This window comes from Achromobacter sp. K91 (genome assembly GCF_003576205.1).
Taxonomy (GTDB): Bacteria; Pseudomonadota; Gammaproteobacteria; order Burkholderiales; family Burkholderiaceae_B; genus Achromobacter; species Achromobacter aegrifaciens.
Genome location: NZ_QWFB01000038.1, coordinates 20,074 through 33,761, shown reverse-complemented (window position 1 = coordinate 33,761; position 13,688 = coordinate 20,074). Strand labels below are relative to the sequence as shown.

Annotated in this window: 13 protein-coding genes; 5 read left to right on the top strand and 8 right to left on the bottom strand. The window is 66.5% G+C overall.

Features of this window, described 5'->3' with window-relative positions:
* Window positions 1–33: 33 nt before the first annotated feature.
* Both DXK93_RS20825 and DXK93_RS20820 read right to left on the bottom strand, forming a co-directional pair.
* Complete coding sequence (locus DXK93_RS20825; protein WP_054451205.1) at window positions 34–546, bottom strand: MarR family winged helix-turn-helix transcriptional regulator; 513 nt, start codon at window positions 544–546, stop codon at window positions 34–36.
* Between the two features lie 154 nt (window positions 547–700).
* Entirely contained in the window at window positions 701–1,171 is a 471-nt protein-coding gene (locus tag DXK93_RS20820) for an HU family DNA-binding protein (RefSeq protein WP_054451206.1), read from the bottom strand.
* A gap of 304 nt (window positions 1,172–1,475) precedes the next feature.
* Between DXK93_RS20820 and DXK93_RS20815 the strand changes: the two genes are divergently transcribed.
* The 4 genes from DXK93_RS20815 (at window position 1,476) to DXK93_RS20800 (ending at window position 6,037) form a co-directional block, all read left to right on the top strand.
* The gene (locus DXK93_RS20815; protein WP_082400716.1) at window positions 1,476–2,636 is read left to right on the top strand and encodes a D-alanyl-D-alanine carboxypeptidase family protein; all 1,161 of its coding nucleotides are present in this window, start codon (window positions 1,476–1,478) and stop codon (window positions 2,634–2,636) included.
* A gap of 12 nt (window positions 2,637–2,648) precedes the next feature.
* On the top strand, window positions 2,649–3,197 hold the full coding sequence (locus tag DXK93_RS20810; protein WP_119451009.1) for a hemerythrin domain-containing protein: 549 nt from the start codon (window positions 2,649–2,651) through the stop codon (window positions 3,195–3,197).
* A gap of 81 nt (window positions 3,198–3,278) precedes the next feature.
* Entirely contained in the window at window positions 3,279–4,151 is an 873-nt protein-coding gene (locus tag DXK93_RS20805) for a phosphonopyruvate hydrolase (protein WP_119451008.1), read from the top strand.
* Between the two features lie 128 nt (window positions 4,152–4,279).
* A complete protein-coding gene (locus DXK93_RS20800) occupies window positions 4,280–6,037 on the top strand; it encodes a SulP family inorganic anion transporter (protein ID WP_054451209.1) in 1,758 nt (585 codons plus the stop codon).
* A gap of 19 nt (window positions 6,038–6,056) precedes the next feature.
* On the opposite strand, the gene DXK93_RS20795 is transcribed toward DXK93_RS20800, so the two are convergent.
* The 6 genes from DXK93_RS20795 to DXK93_RS20770 form a co-directional block, all read right to left on the bottom strand.
* On the bottom strand, window positions 6,057–6,821 hold the full coding sequence (locus DXK93_RS20795; RefSeq protein WP_054451210.1) for an ABC transporter ATP-binding protein: 765 nt from the start codon (window positions 6,819–6,821) through the stop codon (window positions 6,057–6,059).
* A complete protein-coding gene (locus DXK93_RS20790; protein ID WP_119451007.1) occupies window positions 6,818–8,707 on the bottom strand; it encodes an ABC transporter permease in 1,890 nt (629 codons plus the stop codon). Before DXK93_RS20790 ends, DXK93_RS20795 begins: the two co-directional genes overlap by 4 nt.
* Window positions 8,707–9,930 carry an ABC transporter substrate-binding protein gene (locus DXK93_RS20785; protein ID WP_054451212.1) on the bottom strand — a complete coding sequence of 408 codons (1,224 nt, stop codon included), beginning with the start codon at window positions 9,928–9,930 and terminating at the stop codon, window positions 8,707–8,709. The genes DXK93_RS20790 and DXK93_RS20785 overlap by 1 nt, the downstream gene beginning before the upstream one ends.
* A gap of 180 nt (window positions 9,931–10,110) precedes the next feature.
* Window positions 10,111–10,278, bottom strand: a complete 168-nt coding sequence (gene rpmG / locus DXK93_RS20780; protein WP_003810296.1) for a 50S ribosomal protein L33 — start codon at window positions 10,276–10,278, stop codon at window positions 10,111–10,113.
* 37 nt (window positions 10,279–10,315) lie between these two features.
* Complete coding sequence (gene rpmB / locus DXK93_RS20775) at window positions 10,316–10,552, bottom strand: 50S ribosomal protein L28 (protein WP_006385639.1); 237 nt, start codon at window positions 10,550–10,552, stop codon at window positions 10,316–10,318.
* Window positions 10,553–10,906: 354 nt separating this feature from the next.
* Complete coding sequence (locus tag DXK93_RS20770; protein WP_054451213.1) at window positions 10,907–12,055, bottom strand: Bcr/CflA family multidrug efflux MFS transporter; 1,149 nt, start codon at window positions 12,053–12,055, stop codon at window positions 10,907–10,909.
* Between the two features lie 206 nt (window positions 12,056–12,261).
* Here DXK93_RS20770 and DXK93_RS20765 point away from each other — a divergent pair, with 206 nt between their 5' ends.
* On the top strand, window positions 12,262–13,524 hold the full coding sequence (locus DXK93_RS20765; protein ID WP_119451006.1) for a class I SAM-dependent methyltransferase: 1,263 nt from the start codon (window positions 12,262–12,264) through the stop codon (window positions 13,522–13,524).
* Window positions 13,525–13,688: the final 164 nt, after the last annotated feature.

Genomic DNA, 13,688 nt, shown 5'->3' with positions numbered 1-13,688 from the left:
ATCGGGGATGATGGCTGCGGAAGTGGGCTCGGCTCAGGCGCCGATGCCGCCAGGCGTTTCCTGGTCCTGCTTGATCAGCAGCTTCCTGAGGAGGCCGGCCAGTTGCTTGCGCTCGGCTGCGGACAGCGGTTCAAGCAGTTCATTGAGGTCCTTCAGGTAGTCCTTCAGCACCAGCTTGATGGTGCGCAAGCCTTCGGCCGTGAGCGACACGATGACGCCGCGCCGGTCTTCCGGATTGGGGCTGCGCGTGAGCAGGCCGGCCTGCTCCAGGCGGTCGAGCCGGTTGGTCATGGCGCCGGAGGTCAACAGCAGGGCCTCCACCAGCTTCTGCGGATTCAGCGCGTAGGGCGAGCCGCTGCGGTACAGCGTGGCCAGCACGTCGAATTCGCCCTGGTGCAGGTCGTAGTTGCGGAAGCTGCGGTTCACGTTGCGCGCGGCCAGCGCGTTCAGACGGAACACACGGGTGACGACGGACATGGCGGCGAAGTCCTGGGCGGGACATTCGGCGGTCCATTGGGAGATCACCAGATCGACGAGGTCATTCATGGGTGCATGGGATTTGTTTTTACGTGAAGTATCTTAACATGAAGATAAATTGGAAAAAGCCGACCTATGCGTCGTGCAGGCCGGCCGCGGCAAAAAAGAAGGGCCCGCCTCTTGCGAGGCGGGCCCTTCCGGCTTGACCGGAACTACGCGCGAATTACTGCGCGGCGTCCTTCAGCTTCTTGAGCGGGCGAACCTTCACCTTGACCGAAGCCGGCTTGGCGGGGAACCAGCGCTCTTCACCGGTGAACGGATCCTTGCCGAAGCGCTTGGCCTTGGCCGGAACCTTCTGCACGGCAACCTTGAACAGGCCGGGCAGCGTGAATTCGCCAGCGCCCTTCTTGTCCACGGAGCCCAGCACCGAGGTTTCCAGGCTGGCCAGGACGGCCTTGACCGACTTGGCTTCAACGCCCGATTGCTCAACGATGTAGGCGATCAGCTGGGTCTTGTTCAGGGCGGCCTTGATGGCCTTGGGGGCAGCAGCGACCTTCTTGGCGGCGACGACCTTCTTGACGGCCGGCTTTGCAGCGGGCTTCACAGCGGGTTTGGCAGCAGTTGCCTTCTTTGCGGGCGCCTTGGCGGCGGGCTTGGTGACTTTCTTGGCAGGAGCTTTTGCTTTCGTGGCCATGGTCAAAATCCGTATGTTGAGGTCATGGAGCAGCGCGCGCCGGGTATCGGCGTTTGACGCTACGCGGCCGATGATAGCGGAAGAGTGGCGATTAATGCGGTTTTCTAGCGGGTTTTTGGCCCTTGTTTGTTGTTTTCGACACAGAAAGTGCTTTGTAGAAGGGCTCCAGCAAGATGTCGTGACATTCATCGCGCATCTTTTCAGATGCCTGCGGCACTGAACCAACTGCGCCGGGCATGTTCCAATTGCGTGCCCTGCGCGAGACCCGCGCGGGAAAAACCAAGCATGGAAGCGAAGCAGTCATATGTTGATGAAGAAGTTGGCGGCGAGCCTGATCGTCGCGGCCGCGTGCATGTCGGGCGCCGTGGCGCAGACGGTGCCCGCGCCGGCCCTGTCGGCCAAGGCCTGGCTCTTGCTGGACGAGACCAGCGGACAGGTGATCGCGTCGCATGCGGCGACGACCCGGATCGAGCCCGCGTCCCTGACCAAGATCATGACGGCCTATGTCGTGTTCGAGGCGCTCAGCAAGAAAGAGCTGTCCGCGGCGCAAATGGTCACGGTGTCGACCCGCGCCTGGAAGGTGCCGGCGGGCAGCTCGAAGATGTTCCTGGAGCCGGGCTCGAAGGTGTCGGTGGACGATCTGCTGCGCGGCCTGATGATCCAGTCGGGCAACGACGCGGCCATCGCGCTGGCCGAAGCCGTGTCGGGCAGCGTCGAGGCCTTCGTGGCGCGGATGAACGACACCGCCGCCAGGCTCGGCCTGCACGCCACGCATTTCGCCAGCCCGCACGGCTTGCCCGATCCGGGGACCTACTCCACCGCCAGCGACCTGTCCATGCTGGCCACGCGTTTCATTCGCGATTATCCGCAGCTCTACAGGACCTACGATTCGGCCAAGCAGTTCACCTACAACAAGATCACGCAGCCGAACCGCAACCGCCTGCTGTGGCTGGATCCCAGCGTGGACGGGCTGAAGACCGGGCATACCGAATCGGCCGGCTATTGCATCGTCGCCACCGCGCAGCGTCCTAATGGCGCTGACCAGCGCCGCCTGATCACGGTGGTGGTGGGCACGGCGTCGGACAAGCTGCGCACGCAGGAAAGCCGCGAGTTGCTGGAGTGGGGCTTTCAGGGGTTCAATACCATCAAGCTGTACGCGCGCGGCCAGGCAGTCGCCACGCCCGAGGTATGGAAGGGCGAGCAGGACAGCCTGAAGGCCGGATTCGCGCGCGATGCCTACGTGACGGTGCCTGCGGGCGCCAAGGTCGAACCGGTCTGGACACCGCAGGATCCGCTGATTGCGCCGATCGCGGCCCAGTCCGCAGTGGGCGAGGTGCGTGTGCTGGTGGACGGCAAGCCCGCCATGCAGTTTCCGGTGGTGGCACTGGAACCGGTGGCCGAGGCCGGATTCGCGGGACGCGCGTGGGATTCCATCCGCTTGTGGTGGCGTGGCCACGCCGGATAACGGAGGTGTGCGATGGCGGTGAGCTTTCCTGGAGGCCCGGCCCCGGCGCCGGGCGCGGATGATCCCTTGGCTTTGCTGTCGGCCTGCCATGGCCGCATTTCCCGCCAGTGCGCGACCTTGGGGCGTCTTGCCGCGCACCTGCCGGTGCATGGCAGCGACGCCGCGGCTCAAACCGCGGCGGCCAGCGTCATGCGCTACTTCGATACCGCGGCCGCACACCATCACGAGGACGAGGAAGAGGACCTGTTTCCGGCCTTGATCGAATCCATGGCCGGCTCTGACGCCGTCTGTCTGCATGCGCTGGTGGACGGCCTGATGGCCGAGCACCGGCAGTTGGCGCGGCGCTGGGAGCCCTTGCGCCAGGCGCTCGCCGAGATCGCGGCGGGCCGCCAGGCCGAGCTGCCCGCCAGCCAGGTGCAGGATTTCTCCGATGCCTACGCCGCGCATATCCAGCGTGAGGAAAGCGAACTGCTGCCGATGGCGGCGCGGCTGATCCCGGACGATACGCTGGCCGGGATCGGGCAGGCCATGAAGGCGCGACGCGGCGGCGAGGCCGGCTGACGTTTCGGGCAAGGCGGGGATTGGCGCTACGATGGCCGCAGCCGGCGCGCGGCGCGCCGGGTTTTTGCCTACGTGTCCGCCATGACCAGAAACGCCCGTTTCCGCCAGAAATTGCAGGATCCCGTCTTGATGCACGCCATGTCGGCGCACAACCCGCTGTCCGCCAGGCTGGCGGCCGATGCCGGGTTCGACGCCATCTGGGGCAGCGGCTTCGAGCTGTCGGCCAGCTACGCCGTGCCCGATGCCAACATACTCTCGCCCTCGCAGCACCTGGACATGATGCGGGCGATCGCCGCCGCGGTGGACGTGCCCGTGATTGCCGACATCGACACCGGATTCGGCAATGCCATCAATGTCTCCTACATGGTGCCGCAGTACGAAGCCGCGGGCGTGTCGGCGGTGGTGATGGAAGACAAGACCTTTCCCAAGGACACGAGTCTGCGCGCGTCCGGCAGGCAGGAGCTGGTGCGGATCGAGGAGTTCCAGGGCAAGATCGAAGCCGCCTGCAGCGCCCGCCGCGATGCGGATTTCTGCGTGATCGCCCGGACCGAGGCGCTGATCGCGGGCGCCGGCGAGCAGGAGGCCTTGGCCCGTGCGCGCGCGTATGAAGCTGCGGGCGCGGACGCCATCCTGATCCATTCCAAGCAGAACACGCCCGACGAGATCCTGTCGTTCATCGCGGCATGGCAAGGCCGCGCGCCGCTGGTGCTGGTGCCCACCGCCTATCCGCAACTGCGCGAAGCCGATATCCAGGCGCTGGGCAAGGTCGGCCTGGTCATCTATGGCAATCACGCCATCCGCGCCGCGGTGGGGGCGATGCGGGACGTGTTCGCCCGCATCCGCAGCGATGGCGGCATCCATCAGGTGGATGCGGCGCTGCCGGCGGTCAAGGAAATCATCGCGCTGCAGGGCGATGCCCATATGCGGGAGCTGGAGCGCCGTTACCTCAAGTAAGCGGGACGCGTTGCGCGCGAGGGGCGCTAGCGATTACGCTAGACGACCCGCCGCCCGCCCTGTGCGCCGCAGGCGGAACCAATCAGAAAGCAGATGCCGAGGGACAAGAAAGAATGATGCAGGGGGGGATGAGCGTCGCGCGCCGGTTGTTCGGCTCGTGGGTGGACGAGGTCAATGCGCGGACCTTGCGCGCGGATGCGACGGCGGGCTTGCTGGGCGCCTTGCTGGTGTTGCCGCAGGGCGTGGCGTTCGCCATGCTGGCGGGCCTGCCGCCCGAGTACGGCCTGTATTCCGCCATCGTTCCCTGTATCGTCGCGGCGCTCTTCGGGTCCAGCCGCCATGTCATGTCGGGCCCGACCAATGCCAACTCGTTGGCGCTCTATGCGGTGTTGACGCCGCTGGCGGTGGCCGGCAGCCAGGGCTACATCCAGCTGGCGCTGGCCGTGACCGTGCTGGTCGGGCTGATGCAATGGCTGGTGGGCACGCTCAGGCTGGGCTCGCTGGCGCACTTCATCTCGCCGTCGGCGCTGTTCGGTTTCACCAGCGGCGCGGCGCTGCTGATCGCCGTGCATGCGCTGAAGGACGCGCTGGGCATGCCGTCGCCGGACGCGCACGGCGCGGGCGCCTTGCTGGCCAGCCTGGCCGCGAATCTGGCGCAGGTGCACTGGGGCGCCTTGCTGGTGACCCTGACCACCCTGGCCGTGGCGCTGCTGGTGCGGCGTCTGGACAAGCGCAAGCCCTACATGTTGGCGGGCCTGGCGGCGGGCGCGCTGGCAGCCGCGGGCTTCAACGCGCTGACCGAAGGCGCGCCGGTGTCAGTGCTGGGTGCGCTGGCCCAACCTTGGCCGCCTTTCCATATTCCCAGCGTCGATTGGCGCGCCTTGCCCGAACTGCTGAGCGTGGCCTTCGCGCTGACCATCGTGGCGCTGGCGCAGTCCATCTCCATCGCCAAGGCCGTGGCCACGCGTTCGGGCCAGCGCATCGACGCCAACCGCGAATTCGTGGGGCAGGGGCTGTCCAATATTGTGGGCGGCTTTTTCTCCTGTTACCTGTCTTGCGGGTCGCTCAACAGGTCCATTCCCAACTACGAGGCTGGCGCCAAGACGCCGCTGGCGTCCGTGTTCTCGGCCTTGCTGCTGGTGGCGCTGGTGGCCCTGTCCGCGCCGCTTTTGGCCATGATTCCGCACGCGGCGATTTCCGGGCTGCTGCTGCTGGTGGCCTGGACCCTGTTCGACATTCCGCGCTGGCGGCAACTGATCCGCACCCAGCGCGGCGAAGCGATCATCGCCGCCGCCACGCTGGCTGCCACCATCACCATACGCATGGAAGTGGCGATCCTGCTGGGCACGGTGTTGTCGCTGATGGTCTACCTGCACCGCACCTCGCGGCCGGCGATGCGCACCATGGGCTTCGACTCGCGCGGCTTGGAGCGGCGCTTCGTGGTGTTGGAGCACGCGCCGGATGCCTTGCCGGAGTGCCCGCAACTGAAGCTGCTGCGCATGGAAGGGTCGGTCTATTTCGGCGCTGCCACGCACGTGGCGCAGCGCCTGCATGAGCTGCGCGCGGCGCCCGGCGCGCCGCGCCATCTGCTGGTGATGGCCAAGAGCATGAATTTCATCGACATGGCGGGCGCGCAGGTCTGGGAAGACGAACTGGCCGCCAGGCGGGCCATGGGAGGCGATCTGTACTTCCACCGCCCGCGGCCGGAAGTGCTGGACATGTGGCGTCGCACGGGTTTCCTGCAGCGGCTGGGCGAGGACCATATCTTTCCCGACAAGGCGACGGCGCTGCATACGATCTACGCCAAACTGGACCGCGGCATTTGCGAGGGATGCCAGGCCAAGATCTTCTGGGAATGCCAGCCCAACGGGCTGAGGAACGACTGAGGCCGCGTGCGCGGCCGGCTCAGGCCGGCTGCGGCGCTTCCGTGCCCAGATAGGCCGCGCGGACCCGCTCGTCGGCCGCGATCGTTGCGGGTTCGCCCTCGGCCAGCAGGCTGCCGCGCACCAGCACCGCGATGCGATCGGCGTGCTTGAACACAACATCCAGGCTGTGCTCGGTGAACAGGACCGCAATGCGCTGGGTGTCCGCCAGCGTGCGCGTCAGCCGCATCAGCGCATGGCGTTCATTGGTGGCCATGCCCGCCGTGGGTTCGTCCATCAGCAAGAGGCGCGGCTGGTGCGCCAGCGCCATCGCCAGCTCCACCCGCTTGACGTCGCCGTAGGCCAGCGTGCCGCAATGCTCCTGCGCCTTGTCCGCCATCTGCACCTGCGACAGCAGCGACATGGCCTCCTCGGCCGCGTGCCGGGTGGCCCGGCGCCACGGATTCAGCAGCAGCCGGTCGCGCGACAGCAGCGCAGTCTGCACGTTCTCGCGCACCGTCATGGAGCGGAAGGTGGCCGCGGTCTGGAAGGTGCGTCCCACGCCCAGCCGGCAGATCTTGCCTGCCGACAGGCCCACCAGTTCGCGGCCGTCCAGCAGGACGGAGCCCGAGTCGGGCCGCAGCTGGCCACCCAGCGCGTTGAAACAGGTGGACTTGCCGGCGCCGTTGGGGCCGATCAGCGCCAGCATCCGGCCCGCTTCCAGCGTGAAGGACACGCCGGCCAGCGCGTCGATGCCGCCGAATGATTTGCGCAGGTCCCGGACTCGCAGCAGGGGGGCGGTGTTCATGCGCGCCTCCTGTTCCAGCTTGCGGCCAGGCGCGCGGCAGCGCCTGCCAGCCCCTCGGGAAACGCCATGACCAGGGCCAGGATGGCCAGCCCCAGCACCGCGTGCCAGTACTCGGTGCTGCGCGCGGCGGCATCCTGCAGCCAGGTGTAGGACGCAGCGCCAACGAGCGGGCCGGCCAGCGTCTGCAACCCGCCCAGCAGCACCATGACCAGTCCGTCCACGGAGCGGCTCACGGCCAGCGTGTCGGGCGCGATGCTGCCCTTGGAAAATGTGTAGAGCGAGCCCGCCAGGCCGGCGGCGAAAGACGCGGCCACGAAGCCCGCCCATTGCACGCGCCGCGTGTCCATGCCCAGCGCCTCGGCGCGCAGGGCCGAATCGCGCACGCCGCGCAGCGCATAGCCCAGCGGCGAGAACGCCAGGCGGCGCAGCCAGGCGATGCCGGCCACGCACAGCGCCAGCGTCAGGTAATAGAACCAGGGGCCCTGGGCGAGCCAGGCCGATGGCCACAGCCCGATCAGGCCGTTGCTGCCGCCCGTCACGTCATCCCATTGATAGGCCAGCGCCCAGAGGATCTGCGCCACCGCCAGGGTCAGCATCGCCAGGTACACGCCCGACAGGCGCACGCAGAACCAGCCGAACAGCAGGGCGCCGAGCGCCGCGGCGAAGGGGCCGAGCAGCAGCGCCGCTTCCATCGGCACGGCCGCCAGCTTCAGGAGCAGCGCGGCGCCGTAGGCGCCCAGGCCGAACCAGGCGGCATGGCCAAACGAGGTCATGCCGGCCAGCCCGGTGAGGAAATGCAGGCTGGCGGCAAACAGCGCGGCGATCAGGATTTCGGTCAGCAGGATGCCCAGATAGGGGCTGTGAGCGGCCGCCACCGGCGCCAGTACCAGGAGCGCCAACAGCGCGCCATAGGCCAGCCGCAGGCCGCGGCCGGCCGGCGCGATGGGGCGCTCCGGGGCGGCGGTGTGGGATGCCGGCTCGGGCGGTTTGCCCAGCAGACCCCAGGGCCGCACGACCAGCACCACGGCCATCACGGCGAATTCCGCCAGCAGCGTGAGCTTGGACAGATTGAAGAGCCAGGGGCCGATCTGCACCTGTCCCAGGAACACGAACAATGCCTTGACCGAGCAGATCAACAAGGCGGCGAGGAAGGCGCCGGGAATCGAACCCAGGCCGCCCACCACCACCACCACGAACGCGCTGGCGATGATCTCCAGGTCCAGGCCCAGGGTGGCGGGTACCCGCGGCGCGGCCAGCGCGCCGCCCAGGCCGGCCAGGAACGCGCCCAGGGTGAATGCCGAGGTGAACAGCCAGGCTTGATTCACGCCCAGCGCGGCCAGCATCTTGCGATTTTCCGCCGCGGCCCGCAGCAGCCGGCCCCAGCGCGTACGCATCAGCAGCAGCCAAAGCAGGCCCAGTACCACGGGGCCGGCGGCGATCAGCAGCAGGTCGTATTCGGGATAGCGCCGGCCCAGGATCTGCACGGCGCCAGACAGGCCGGGGGCGCGCGCTGCGAACAGGTCTTCGGGGCCCCAGATGGCCAGCGCGGCGTCGCCGATGATGAGCACCAGTGCAAAGGTCGCCAGCAGCTGGAACAGTTCAGGCGCCTGGTACAGGCGCCGCAGCACCAGCCATTCGGCGGCCGCGCCGATAAGGCCCGTGGCCAGCGCCGCCAGAAGCAGCCCGGCCCAATAGCCGGCGCCGTCGCCGAAGTGGTTGGTGAAGGTCCAGGCCAGGTAGACGCCCAGCATGTAGAACGAGCCGTGGGCGAAGTTCACCACGCGCGTGACGCCGAAGATCAGCGACAGGCCGGCGGCGACCAGGAACAGCGCGCTGGCGTCCGCCAGCCCATTGAGCAGCTGCAGCAGCAGCCCTGACAGGCTCATCAGTGCGCCGGACGCATCTTGCGCACTTGCTCGTCAGGCGGCTGCAGGCGTGCGCCGTCGATATAGGCGAAGTCCTTCATGATGCCCTTGCCGTCTTCCACCGCGGTCACGCCCACGTACACGCCCATGGTCGACTGGTGGTCGATCTTGCGGTATTGGATGGGGCCATAGGGCGTGTCCACCTTCAGGCCGGCAAACGCGTCGACCAGTTTTTCGGTGTCCACTTCGCCCGCAGCCTTCAGGCCCTGGGCGATGGACATGAGGGACGCATAGCCCACAACCGAGCCGACCTTGGGCGTTTCGTTGTAGCGCTTCTTGTAGGCTTCGACGAACGTGGTGTTGGCCGGGGTGTCGATGGCGTACCAGGGGTAGCCCGTGACGATCCAGCCGGTGGGCGTGTCGGCGCCCAGCGGTTCCAGGTATTCGGGTTCGCCAGACAGCACCGACACCACGGCGCGGTTCTCGAACAGGCCGCGGGTATTGCCCTCGCGCACGAAGCGCGTCAGGTCGGCGGCGAACAGCACGTTGAAGATCGCGTCGGGCTTGGCGTCGGCCAGGGCCTGCACCACGGCGCCGGCATCGACCTTGCCCAGCGGCACGGCCTGCTCGGCGACGAACTCCACGTCGGACTGGAACGAGGTCATCATGGCCTTGAAGGTGGCCACCGCGGACTGCCCATACTCGTAGTTGGGGTAGACGATGGCCCAGCGCTTCTTGCGCAAGGCCAGCGCCTTGGGGGCCAGCGCCGCCACGTGCATCCAGGTTGAGGGGCGCAGACGGTAGGTGTAGCGGTTGCCGTCCTGCCAGGTGATCTTGTCGGTGAGAGGCTCGGCCGCCAGGAAGAACACCTGCTGCTGTTTGGCGAAATCCGTCAGCGCCAGGCCGGTATTGGAAAGGAATCCGCCGAACAGCAGCTCGACCTTTTCGCGGGCCAGCAATTCCTGGGCCGCGCGCACCGAATCGCCGGGGTTGCCGTTGTCGTCGCGCGAGATCACTTCCAGCTTCCTGCCCAGCACGCCTCCGCCGGCGTTGACCTCTTCCAGCGCCAGCTGCCAGCCCTTTTTATAGGGGCCAAGAAAGGCGGGTATCGCCTTGTAGCTGTTGATCTCGCCGATGCGGATGGGCGGCTCCTTGTCCTTGGCCGAGGCGGCGGGAGCCAGCGCCAGGGCCAGGAGTGCCGGCGCCACGGCGCGGCGCAGCAGGGTAAGGCAGGGACGGAACATGTCAGGTATCGCGTGGAGAGGGAATCTGGCGCCAGCAGGCGCGGCGGATGACAGCGGCCCAATTGGAACATGGGCCTTCGCCCCGGGGCAATAGACAAGGCGCCCCATGCGGCGCTCGCCAGAAATGAAAAAAGGCCCTGCGGTGCAGGGCCTTTTCGACTTGCGGGAAAACCGGCTGAATTACTTCAGCTTGGTTTCCTTGTAGTCAACGTGCTTGCGAGCGACCGGATCAAATTTCTTGATCAGCATCTTCTCGGGCATGTTGCGCTTGTTCTTGGTGGTCGTGTAGAAATGACCCGTGCCGGCAGTCGACTCGAGCTTGATCTTTTCGCGGATACCTTTGGCCATGTCGTGCTCCTAGTATGTAGATTGGCGGGGAGGCTGATTAAGCCAGTTCGCCGCGGGCACGCATTTCGGCCAGCACGGCGTCGATGCCGTTCTTGTCGATCGTGCGGATGGCCTTGGCCGAAACACGCAGGCGGACCCAGCGGTTTTCGCTTTCAACCCAGAACCGGCGCGATTGCAGGTTGGGCAGGAAGCGACGCTTGGTCTTGTTGTTCGCGTGCGAAACATTGTTGCCCACCATCGGGCCTTTGCCGGTCACTTGGCATACGCGTGCCATGGATGCACCTCTTTAGGTCGTTCTTTTGTCGCGCATCGCTTGGGGGGTAGACAGGGTTTCAGCCGCCGGGCTGTAGAGGCGCTTGCGCTGCCTTTGCCGGCCACCCAGTCTTAGTGGATGAGGGGGGATCGGAGTGGCTGTTAAAGCCCGTCTGGTCCGCCCCAGTGCTTATACCCGCTGCCTGCCACCCGCGGAATTCTTGGAAGAATCTCTGGGATTTCCTAAGAAAATCGCCAGACGTTGCGCGGTTGGGGTCAGAGTGCTGAACTACAAAGCATAGTAGTCCGGCACGGGAAACTTCATGTGAAGACTTAGATTCTAATACGAAAAGCCTAAATAAATCAAGCGGCCAGGCTACTTGGTGTGCGATTGCGCCACGCGGCCCGAGATCCAGGACAGGCAGGCGCAGGCCGCCAGCGTGGTCGTCAGGGGCAGGGCGCTGTCGGTCTGCCAGGCGCTGACGGCGAAACCGGCCAGCGCGCCGCAGGACAATTGCAGCGTCCCCAACAGCGCGGAAGCCGCGCCCAGCCGCTTGCCCTGGTCCGCCAGCGCCAGCGCCGCCGAGTTGGGATTCACGAAGCCCTGGCTGCCCATGTAGCAGATCAGGCACAGCATCAGCAGGGGCAGGGTCATCCAGCCGCCCAGCGTCAGCGCGACCGCCGCCAGGCTGGCGCAGGCCAGCGAGGTCAGGGCGCGGCGCTGCAACTGGCGCGGCGTGTAGGTGCGCAGCAGGCGCGCGCTGATCTGCGAGCAGACGATGAGCGACAGCGCGTTGGTGCCGAACAGCAGGCCGTAGTACTGGGGCGGCACGCCGTAGAGTTCGATGAAGACGCGCGGCGAGCCGATGATGTAGGCGAACATGCCGGCCTGGCCGAAACCGCCGGCCAGGCTGTGCGCCATGAAGCCGCGATGCGCGAACAGGTCGCGGTAGTTGCGCAGGATGGTTTCCCAGCGCAGGGGCACCACGCGTTCAGGCGCCAGCGATTCCTTCATGATCAGGATCACGGCAGCCATCAACATCGCGCCGCCGGCCAGCATGACCCAGAACAGGCTGCGCCACGAGGTGATGGCAAGCAGTTGGCCGCCCGCCAGGGGCGCGAGAATGGGGGCCAGGCCCATGATGAGCATCAGCAGCGACATGGCGCGCGCGGCTTCATGGGTTTCGTAGTGGTCACGGATGACCGCGCGCGGGATCACAATGCCGGCGGCCCCGCCCATGGCCTGCACCACGCGCCAGCCGGTCAGCGCTTCCACCGACCCCGACAGCGCACAGCCCAGCGAAGCGATCATGAACAGCGTCAGCCCCACCAGCAGCGGCGGCTTGCGCCCGTAGCGGTCGGCCATCGGGCCATAGAACACCTGCGCCATCGCCAGGCCGATCAGGTAGGCGGCCAAAGTGCGTTCGACGTCGCCGCGCGACACGCCCAGGTTCGCCGCGATCGTGGGGAACGCGGGCAGGTACATATCGATGGCGAACGGACCGATTGCGGTCAGCGCGCCCATGAGTATCAGCCAGCCAGGCAGGCCGCTGCGAAAAGACTGTGATGGGGGCATGTGGATTGCGGGGTAGCGCAGTGACAGGGCCCGGATGCGGTTTGTTGCACGGTTTGGGCCAAGTAAACGACTGTATCACGGGCAACCTTACAAGCAAATTGCAAGTTTTTTCCGATAAAGTCATTGCGGTCCGTACGTATTCCAGAGGAGAAGTCGTGAATCCTTTGTTGTCTGTTGTGGAACGCAAACTCCAGGCCCTGCCGGTCCCGGTCCAGCTGGTTCTGCCCGACGGCGCCGTGCTGGGGCCGCCCGAACCCCGCGTTCGTTTCGTCACGCACGACAAGACTGCGCTGGCGCACCTGGCCGAAGGCGCAGTGGGCGTGCTGGGGCAGGATTACGTGGAAGGCCGCATCGACATCGAAGGCAATATGCGCGATGTGATGGCCGCGGCGTCGGCGCTGCTGCCGGGCTCGCCGGTGGACGCGGCGCGCGGCGGCTGGCTGACCGAGCTGGTGCGCAAGGTGGTGTCGGTCTGGCGCCATTCGGTCGAACGCGACGCCAAGCAGATCGAATTCCACTACGACCTGTCGGATGATTTCTACGCGCTCTGGCTGGATCCGCGACGGGTCTATTCCTGCGCCTACTACCGTGAACCGGGCATGACGCTGGCCCAGGCCCAGGAGGCCAAGCTGGACCACATCTGCCGCAAGCTGCGCCTGCGCGCAGGCGAGCGGTTCCTGGATGTGGGGGCGGGGTGGGGCGGCCTGCTGCTGTGGGCTGCCGAGAATTACGGCGTGGACGCCACCGGCATCACGCTGTCGCGCAACCAGCATGCCCATGTCAGCAAGCTGATCCAGGAGAAGGGGCTCGCAGGCCGGGTCCGCATGGAACTGCTGGACTACCGCAAACTGGACGAATCCGCGCCCTACGACAAGATCGCGTCGGTCGGCATGTTCGAGCACGTGGGCCGCGCCCAGCTCGAGGGCTACTTCGCCAAGCTGCGCCGCCTGCTCAAGCCGGGCGGACTGATCATGAACCATGGCATTACCGCGGCCGGCGTCTACAACGCCGAGCTGGGCAACGGCATGGGCGAATTCATCGAGAAGTACATCTTCCCGGGCGGCGAATTGACCCACGTCAGCGTGGTGATGGAAACCCTGACCAACGGCGGGCTGGAAGAAGTGGACGTGGAAAACCTGCGGCCGCATTACGCGCGCACCCTGTGGGCCTGGAGCGATGCGCTGGAGGCGCGCCTGCCTGAAGCGGCGCGCATCCTGGGCGGCGAGCAGGGCGAGCGTTCGCTGCGCGCCTACCGGCTGTACCTGGCCGGCTGCGCCATGGCGTTCGAGCACGGCTGGATCGCGCTGCACCAGATCCTGGGCCAGCATCCGGCGACAGGACGCGCCGATGAGCTGGACGATCCTCCGGACCTCGCCTACCCCTGGCGCCGGGACTACATGTACGCCAAGAACGAGTAGCGGTCAGCGGGTGTCCGCAGGATGGCCGGTTTCAATGGGTTTGACACCGGGAAGTGGGCCGAAACGCGTCCGCCCACTGGCCGGAAGCGCGATTTCCGGCCGATTCGAAACCGCTAAAGCGTATGGATATGAATTTATTATTTACTGAATGTATCTTTGCGTCT

What these genes read in the sequence shown, in the direction of transcription:
- DXK93_RS20825 (WP_054451205.1), bottom strand. Translation starts at nt 546, where the DNA reads ATGAATGACCTCGTCGATCTGGTGATCTCCCAATGGACCGCCGAATGT.
- DXK93_RS20820 (WP_054451206.1), bottom strand. Translation starts at nt 1,171, where the DNA reads ATGGCCACGAAAGCAAAAGCTCCTGCCAAGAAAGTCACCAAGCCCGCC.
- DXK93_RS20815 (WP_082400716.1), top strand. Translation starts at nt 1,476, where the DNA reads ATGTTGATGAAGAAGTTGGCGGCGAGCCTGATCGTCGCGGCCGCGTGC.
- DXK93_RS20810 (WP_119451009.1), top strand. Translation starts at nt 2,649, where the DNA reads ATGGCGGTGAGCTTTCCTGGAGGCCCGGCCCCGGCGCCGGGCGCGGAT.
- DXK93_RS20805 (WP_119451008.1), top strand. Translation starts at nt 3,279, where the DNA reads ATGACCAGAAACGCCCGTTTCCGCCAGAAATTGCAGGATCCCGTCTTG.
- DXK93_RS20800 (WP_054451209.1), top strand. Translation starts at nt 4,280, where the DNA reads ATGAGCGTCGCGCGCCGGTTGTTCGGCTCGTGGGTGGACGAGGTCAAT.
- DXK93_RS20795 (WP_054451210.1), bottom strand. Translation starts at nt 6,821, where the DNA reads ATGAACACCGCCCCCCTGCTGCGAGTCCGGGACCTGCGCAAATCATTC.
- DXK93_RS20790 (WP_119451007.1), bottom strand. Translation starts at nt 8,707, where the DNA reads ATGAGCCTGTCAGGGCTGCTGCTGCAGCTGCTCAATGGGCTGGCGGAC.
- DXK93_RS20785 (WP_054451212.1), bottom strand. Translation starts at nt 9,930, where the DNA reads ATGTTCCGTCCCTGCCTTACCCTGCTGCGCCGCGCCGTGGCGCCGGCA.
- rpmG (WP_003810296.1), bottom strand. Translation starts at nt 10,278, where the DNA reads ATGGCCAAAGGTATCCGCGAAAAGATCAAGCTCGAGTCGACTGCCGGC.
- rpmB (WP_006385639.1), bottom strand. Translation starts at nt 10,552, where the DNA reads ATGGCACGCGTATGCCAAGTGACCGGCAAAGGCCCGATGGTGGGCAAC.
- DXK93_RS20770 (WP_054451213.1), bottom strand. Translation starts at nt 12,055, where the DNA reads ATGGGCGCGCTGACCGCAATCGGTCCGTTCGCCATCGATATGTACCTG.